The following is a 6,884-nucleotide window of genomic DNA, read 5'->3' on the forward strand; positions in this document are numbered from 1 at the left end:
TTCTCGGTGGAAAAACTCGTGCTGCCTGGGTCAGCTCTCAGTGGAAATCAACAGACGCAGACAGCGAGCGGCGCGTGCGCATCGTCCGAACCGACGGAAGGCCGCGGTCATGACGCCGGACGGGAATGACGACAAGTTCGGCTCGTCGCCGCCGATCACGCCTGACCTTCGCCTCCGAGGCGAACGCCCGCGCGTGACGCGGCTGTCGCGCAAGGTGCTGATCGGCATGGCGAGCGTCACGGCCCTCGCGATCGCGGGCGCGCTCGGCTACGCTCTGCAACCCCGCGACAGAAGCGGCGCGGCCCAGGAACTCTACAACACGCAGAACCGTCCTGCCGCCGACGGCCTCGCGAGCCTCCCCAAGGACTATACAGGAATGCCGCGTCCGGCGCCGCCCCTCGGGCCGCCTCTGCCGGGCGATCTCGGCCGGCCCATTCTGAATGCCGGCGCGGCCGGCAATACGACGATCGTCGGCGCATCGGCGTCCGATCCCGAAGCGCAACGCCGTGCGCAGGAAGGTGAGGCCGCTCGGGTAAGTAGGCTCTTTGCTCAGACGAATGAGCGAGAGAGGCCGATCGCGCCGATCGCTCCGACCATGATCGCCGCGGGCGACGCTGGCGCCGTCGCGGCGCCGTCTGTCGACGCCGACTCCGCGCAGAACATGCAGGATCGCAAGACGGCTTTTCTGACCGCTGCGACGGATCGTCGAACCGTCAGTCCCGATCGGCTCACAAAGCCTGCGTTGCCCTACGTCGTCCAGGCCGGAACGGTCATCCCCGCCGCGCTCATCACCGGCCTACGCTCCGATCTACCGGGACAGATCACCGCGCAGGTGACCGAAGAAGTCTACGACAGTCCGACGGGAAAGTTTCTGCTCATCCCTCAGGGCGCGAAGCTCATCGGCCAATACGACAGCTCCGTCGCTTACGGCCAAAGGCGCGTGCTCCTCGCCTGGACCCGTCTCATCATGCCCAATGGAGCCTCGATCGTGCTGGAGCGGCAGCCCGGCGCCGACGTCGCCGGCTATGCCGGCCTCGAGGACGAGGTCGACAATCATTGGGACATGCTGATCAAAGGCGCCGCTCTCTCGACGCTTCTCAGCATCGGCGCCGAAGCGGGAACGACGGGCAGCGAGAACAGTCTCATCCAGGCGATCCGCCGCGGCGGCTCCAACAGCGCGAGTCAGACCGGACAATTGCTCGTTCAGCGCCAGCTCAATGTTCAGCCCACCCTCACCATCCGGCCGGGCTTCCCGGTTCGTGTGCTCGTGACACGGGATCTCCTATTAGCTCCATACAAGGAAGGAATGGCGCCGTGACGAAACTGAAGCTCGGTCCGCTCGCCGACGACAAGCCCGTCAAAATCACCGTCGAGATTCCCGCCTCTCTGCATCGCGATCTCGCCGCCTATGCGGACGCGCTCGGCCGAGCCAATGGGCAAACCATCGCCGATCCGCTCAAGCTGATCGTCCCGATGCTTCAGCGCTTCATCGCGACAGACAGAGCCTTCGCAAAGACTCGGACGCGTCCGAAAACTCAACCCGATGTCGCGGAAGCCGAAAGGTCGGGATAACGGGCGCGCAACAGATCGAGAAATCGCTGCAGCATCGGACTGCTGTTCGTCTCTTTCCAATAGGCCGCGAACTGAAGCCGCATTTGCCCACAGTCACCATGCAGCTCGCGATGGGCCACTCCGGGGCAGCCAAATCCGGCGGCGCCTTCGAGCAGTGGCGCGACGCCATAACCGGCGCCGACGAGGCTCAGCAGCCGGTCGAGGCTGACATCCTGATAGCTGATACGCAAAGAACCCGAGCCGCCGGCCTTCACGCTCAGCAATTGCTCGAGCTCGGAATCGACGCCGCTCCGCGTCAGCAATATCCGATTGTCGCAAAGCTCCCGCCATTGGATCGCTGGCCGACTATTGAGCGGGTGATTTTCTCGAACGGCGACTACGACCCGTTCGCCCCAGAGCGGCAGAAAGCGGTCGTTCCACCTCCCGCCGGAGGTCAATATGGCGACGTCGATCGCGCCGGCGGCGAGCTCGCCGAGCAATCCCACTTTGGCGCCGTCGACCAGGAGAATATCCGCATCCGCGATCTGGCGGCACAACTCCGCGAGCGTCTCCCGCAGATTGCCCGCCGAAAGCGAGGAGCAAATCCCTATTCGTAATGGCCTGCGTCCGCCGTTGCGTCGCGTTTTGAACGTGAGGAAGAGGCGGTCCGCTTCGTCGACGATGGGCCGTGCCAAATCCAGAAATTCCCGACCGACCGGTGTGAGCTTCGTTCCGCCGGTGGTGCGTTCGAACAAGTCCACGCCGAGCTCACATTCGAGATCGTGCAATCGACGGCTGAGGGTGGATTGACGCGTGTTCAGCGTCTCCGCCGCTTGCCGGAGGCTTCGATGCCGCGAGGCGACAAGAGCCCATTTCAGATCTCGAAGCTCCGAATTCACGTGAAAAGCCCGGGTTCACAAGCTGATTTCCAGAATCGGATATGCCGACGACAGGGACGCCATCGACTGCTCTAATGCTCTCTACTTCATTGAAATTAAATGGCCTTTTCAAGGCCGCCGATCGAGCGGCTATCGCGTTGCAAGCTATGGGTTTTTTGGCGAACGGACCCGATTTCTCCCCAATCGATGCGCCGTCTCGCGCAGTCCGACCGCTCCTGCGTTTCCAATATACGTTGCTAAAACGTTCTAGCCGGCTTACCTTCCTCCGGCTGCAATTTCACGAGCAGCGGCCGAACGGGATGCTGGTAACATCCCGTCCGGCCTGACCACAACCCATGCTGCTTTGGAGCTTGGATCATGGCTGATTCTGAAGATAGCACGACTCCGCCTGCCGTTAGCTGGCGCGCCATTTTGCGAGGAACCGGCGCCTTTCCGTCCGGGAAGACCACTGGAGGGGCGCCGTCCGACCCCGCGCTGCAGCTCTGGCGCAACTGGCAGGCCAATCACACGCAGGTCGTCGCGCTGACGCGCCAGTGGCAGCGCATCGAGAAACAGCTCATTCATTCGGTCGGCATCCCCGAGGTCACGATCCGCCTTTCTGGCGAGGCGGAGCCGAAATTCGCTCAATCGATCGACGAGATCGAGGAGTTGGTCGCGAACGAGCCGACGATCGAGAAAGAAGCGCTGCTCGCGGCGTTCGACGAGCAGCAAAAGCGATGGGACGAGGTGGCGGCGGCGCTCGGCTTCGACGCCGTTGACGCCGAGCTTCGAGCCGCTCTCGGCAAGGAGCGCGATTTTGTGGCGTCGGTCCCGAAAACGAAAGCCGCCAGCCTGCCGGGTGTCGCAGCCAAGCTCGCCATCCTCATTCAGCTCGGCGAGCCGAGCCCGACGGATGCGGAATTTCCCTGGCCGGAACTGCGCTCGGCGCTGGCGGACATCGCCCGGCTTGCGTCGCCGGAAGCGGCGGTCTCGCCGATGTGATCCTCATGCTCGGGCCCGTGGTCGCTCGGCTGCCTACGGGCCCGTCTTCTTTCGAGGAGCCCGCCTTCGCGCGGGCTCCTCACTTTTCCGAGACGGCTTTGCGCCTTTCTTGGGCTGCCCCTTCGTGCCGGCGCCTTCAGCCGATGTCGCGGATGACGATTTCGCCTCCGCGTTTTCGCTCGCAGGCCTCAAAAGTTCGAGCGCCGGGACGCCGAGAGCGTCGGCGAGGCGGCCGACGACGTCGACCGTCGCCGAATAGACGCAGCGTTCGATCGAGCTGATATAGGTGCGGTCGAGCTCGGCTCGATGCCCGAGCTCCTCCTGCGACAGGCGTTGCGCCCGTCGATATCTCCTCAGATTGCGCGCCAGCGTCTCTCGCATTTCCATGACGAGAACCAGCCAGCTTGAAGAGTATTTATCTACGGAGTATACTCTACAAACTGTAGCGTCCGGTTCGAGAAGGGGAAGCGCCGGCGCGGCAGAGGGGGCGAGTCCGTAAACGACCGCGAGTCCGAATATGCGTGAGAAACATCTGGGTCACGCCGTCTCTTTGGCGACGATCTTGTTGAGCACGCGCGAGCAGTTCGCTCGCGCGCTGCGTGACGCTGCGATGGCGAGCATCAGAACGAGATCGAAAGGCGCGGGTTTCGACCAGCCGATCATCTCCCGCTACTTCCTCGAGTCGCACGTCGACGACGCTCTCTATCTGATCGGCAGAGACGGGCTCGACGCGCTAGAGAGCAATGTCCGCTTCGCGGTCGACGAAATGATACGAGAGGCGTTGGAAAACGTGAGAATGCGGCGAACGGATAATTAGTCGATCGCGTTTTCGGTGCGTCGGCTACGGCGACGCATTGCGCTTGCGCCATCAGGAGCCGACGTTTCCCGACCAGCAGCACGATTGACGTCGATCACATTTCAAAGATTCTGTTTTGGGAGCATCTGTCGTGGAAAGACGAATAACTCTCACTGATATTGACCGCCCTGGAGAGGCGCTCGAAGTCGATATCATCGCCGCCGACGAGACGTCTTTGACGCTGGCGGTGCCTAACACATCCGTGCAATTTCGATTGTTCCGCCACAGCCGCCAAGCTCCCTATCAAGGATCGTTGGGCGGGCGAAGCTTCTGCTTCGTTCCGTATGCTGTCGAGTCCAAAAAGACGGTTCGGAAATAGAGGAAATCGAGCGTCCGGCGCGATGAACGCGCAATAAAATCGAAGTCGATTACCTACAATCTTATCAGCGGAGATGGCGTCGACGCCCTCGAGAGCAGCATCCGGTTTGCGGTCGAGATCACACGAGCAGCGTTGGAAATCATGAGGTATCGCGGAGCCGCCGGCCGGTAGCGGATGTCGAAAGCCCTAGCCATCACATGGAGAGGCGTCATGATGTACGATCGCAAACTTATTTTTGCTACGCACGCTCACTCTTTCGTACATGCGACGACGCCGGCGCGCGCCGAGGCGCTCTCCAAGTCGACGAAAGATGCCGCTCCAAAAAGCTGTTTCAGCTTGTCATTGCGCCCGCGCCTGACATCATCGTCCTCATTCGAACAAATGTGGACGCCGTCATGCCGCAATCGAAACGAACGCCTGTCGAAAAGCTTCGCATCGTCACGACGAATGGCAATCGCCCGATCGAAGCGCAATCGAAACTCGACCCGAGGTTCATCGATTTGGTTCGTCTGCTCGCCCGCGCGGCCGCACGCGATTTCGTTCGATCCGAACAGGACAATGGAAAACAAGACCGCCTTCCCGAGTAGGGACGCCGCCTAATGAAAGTCGCACTCTACGCACGCTACTCGTCCGACAATCAGCGCGACGCCTCCATCGAGGATCAATTGCGCCTCTGTCGTCAGCACGCAGACAAGCAAGGCTGGACGATCGTTGACAGCTACACCGATCGGGCCATCTCTGGAGCGTCGCTGTTGCGCCCCGGCATCCAGGAACTGATCCATGACGCTTTGCGCGGAAAATTCGTCGTCGTGCTCGCGGAAGCTATGGATCGCCTGAGCCGCGATCAGGAGGATATCGCCGGATTGTTCAAGCGCATGGCCTTCGCCAACGTGCGCATCGTCACGCTGGCGGAGGGCGACGTGACGCATCTGCAGGTCGGCCTCAAAGGCACGATGAACGCCCTATTCCTGAAGGATCTCGCCGATAAGACTCGCCGCGGCCTTCGCGGTCGTGTCGAAGAAGGTAAATCGGGTGGCGGTCTGTGCTTCGGCTACGACGTGGTCAAGCAGTTTGCCGCGAGCGGCGAACCGATTCGCGGCGATCGAACGATCAACGAGACGGAAGCAGCCGTCGTGCGCCGCATCTTCACCGATTATCTCGCCGGCAAGTCGTCCCGCACCATCGCTTTCCAGTTGAACAGCGAGGGCGTGCCCGGACCGCAAGGCGCCGATTGGGGACCGACTACCATCCACGGCAACCCGAAGCGCGGCGTCGGCGTCCTCAACAACGAACTCTATATTGGCCGCCTGGTCTGGAACCGCCTTCGGTACTTGAAGGACCCAGATACTGGAAAGCGAGTGTCCCGCCTCAACCCGGAATCCGAGTGGATCGTTCAGGATGTGCCAGAGTTGCGCATCGTCGACCAAGAACTATGGGAACTCGTGAAAGCGCGCCAGCAGACACTCGCCTACGACCCCCCAGGACCCGGCGAGAACACGTTGAATGAGCGACGGCGGCCGAAGCACCTGTTTTCTGGTCTGGTGAAGTGCGGATGCTGCGGAGGCGGCTATGTCATGATCTCGAAGGACATTCTCGGCTGCGCGACAGCGCGGAATAAAGGGACATGCCAGAATCGTTCGAATATCAGGCGGGACGAGTTGGAGGCCTCGGTGCTGAACGGCCTGCGGACCCATCTGATGGAGCCCGAGTTGTTCAAAGAATTCTGCGACGAGTTCACCCGCGAGGTGAACCGCCTGCGAATGGAGCGTGGAGCCGACCTGACCTCGAAACGAGCGGAAATCCCTCGCATCGATCGCGAATTGGATAAGCTCATGAAGCTGATCCTGGCGTCCGACGACCTCGAAGCGTCAAAGCGCGTGATGCGGCAAATGAAGGAATTGGAGAACCGGAAAGACGAGCTCGAAAAGGCTCTCGCCGAAGCCGAGGAGCCGCCCCCGCTCCTGCATCCGAACATGGCCGAGATCTATCGCCAACGGATTTCCGCGCTCCACGAGAGCCTGCAGAGCGACGAGACGAAAGCCGAGGCGGCGGAGATCGTTCGCGCGCTCGTCGACCAGGTCACGCTCGTGCCCGAGGACGGTCGACTGGCGATCGTTTTGCGCGGAGATCTGGCTGCGATGCTGCGGTTTGCCGCGGGCAAGAAAAAGCCCGACCTCCTTTCGGAGGTCGGGCTGATTGGCGATTTGTTATCGCCGACATCGGTGGTTGCGGGGACAGGATTTGAACCTGTGACCTTCAGGTTATGAGCCTGACGAGC

8 protein-coding genes are annotated in these 6,884 nt (G+C 61.6%); 5 read left to right on the forward strand and 3 right to left on the reverse strand.

The features are described from left to right. Nucleotides 1-109 precede the first annotated feature (109 nt). Entirely contained in the window at nt 110-1,318 is a 1,209-nt protein-coding gene (locus tag KP010_RS15525) for a TrbI/VirB10 family protein (protein WP_216281061.1), read from the forward strand. Continuing rightward, nucleotides 1,315-1,572, forward strand: a complete 258-nt coding sequence (locus tag KP010_RS15530; protein ID WP_216281063.1) for a DUF2274 domain-containing protein — start codon at nt 1,315-1,317, stop codon at nt 1,570-1,572. Before KP010_RS15525 ends, KP010_RS15530 begins: the two co-directional genes overlap by 4 nt. Here KP010_RS15530 and KP010_RS15535 read toward each other — a convergent pair. Continuing rightward, nucleotides 1,536-2,450: a LysR family transcriptional regulator gene (locus KP010_RS15535; protein ID WP_216281065.1), complete on the reverse strand. Its 915-nt coding sequence runs from the start codon at nt 2,448-2,450 to the stop codon at nt 1,536-1,538. The genes KP010_RS15530 and KP010_RS15535 overlap by 37 nt on opposite strands. Before the next feature lie 357 nt (nt 2,451-2,807). Between KP010_RS15535 and KP010_RS15540 the strand changes: the two genes are divergently transcribed. Further along, nucleotides 2,808-3,431 (forward strand): hypothetical protein, encoded by a 624-nt coding sequence (locus KP010_RS15540; RefSeq protein ID WP_216281067.1) that lies wholly within the window; start codon nt 2,808-2,810, stop codon nt 3,429-3,431. A gap of 33 nt (nt 3,432-3,464) precedes the next feature. Here KP010_RS15540 and KP010_RS15545 read toward each other — a convergent pair whose 3' ends face one another. Together KP010_RS15545 and KP010_RS23090 are read right to left on the reverse strand one after the other, a co-directional pair. Next, a complete protein-coding gene (locus tag KP010_RS15545; RefSeq protein ID WP_216281069.1) occupies nt 3,465-3,818 on the reverse strand; it encodes a helix-turn-helix transcriptional regulator in 354 nt (117 codons plus the stop codon). Between the two features lie 150 nt (nt 3,819-3,968). Beyond that, entirely contained in the window at nt 3,969-4,094 is a 126-nt protein-coding gene (locus KP010_RS23090; RefSeq protein WP_256448892.1) for a hypothetical protein, read from the reverse strand. Between the two features lie 722 nt (nt 4,095-4,816). Here KP010_RS23090 and KP010_RS15550 point away from each other — a divergent pair. Continuing rightward, entirely contained in the window at nt 4,817-5,206 is a 390-nt protein-coding gene (locus KP010_RS15550) for a hypothetical protein (RefSeq protein WP_216281070.1), read from the forward strand. Further along, nucleotides 5,206-6,873 (forward strand): recombinase family protein, encoded by a 1,668-nt coding sequence (locus KP010_RS15555; protein WP_216281071.1) that lies wholly within the window; start codon nt 5,206-5,208, stop codon nt 6,871-6,873. The genes KP010_RS15550 and KP010_RS15555 overlap by 1 nt, the downstream gene beginning before the upstream one ends. Nucleotides 6,874-6,884 lie beyond the last annotated feature (11 nt).

This window comes from Methylosinus sp. KRF6 (genome assembly GCF_018887255.1).
In the GTDB taxonomy this organism is placed as follows: Bacteria; Pseudomonadota; Alphaproteobacteria; order Rhizobiales; family Beijerinckiaceae; genus Methylosinus; species Methylosinus sporium.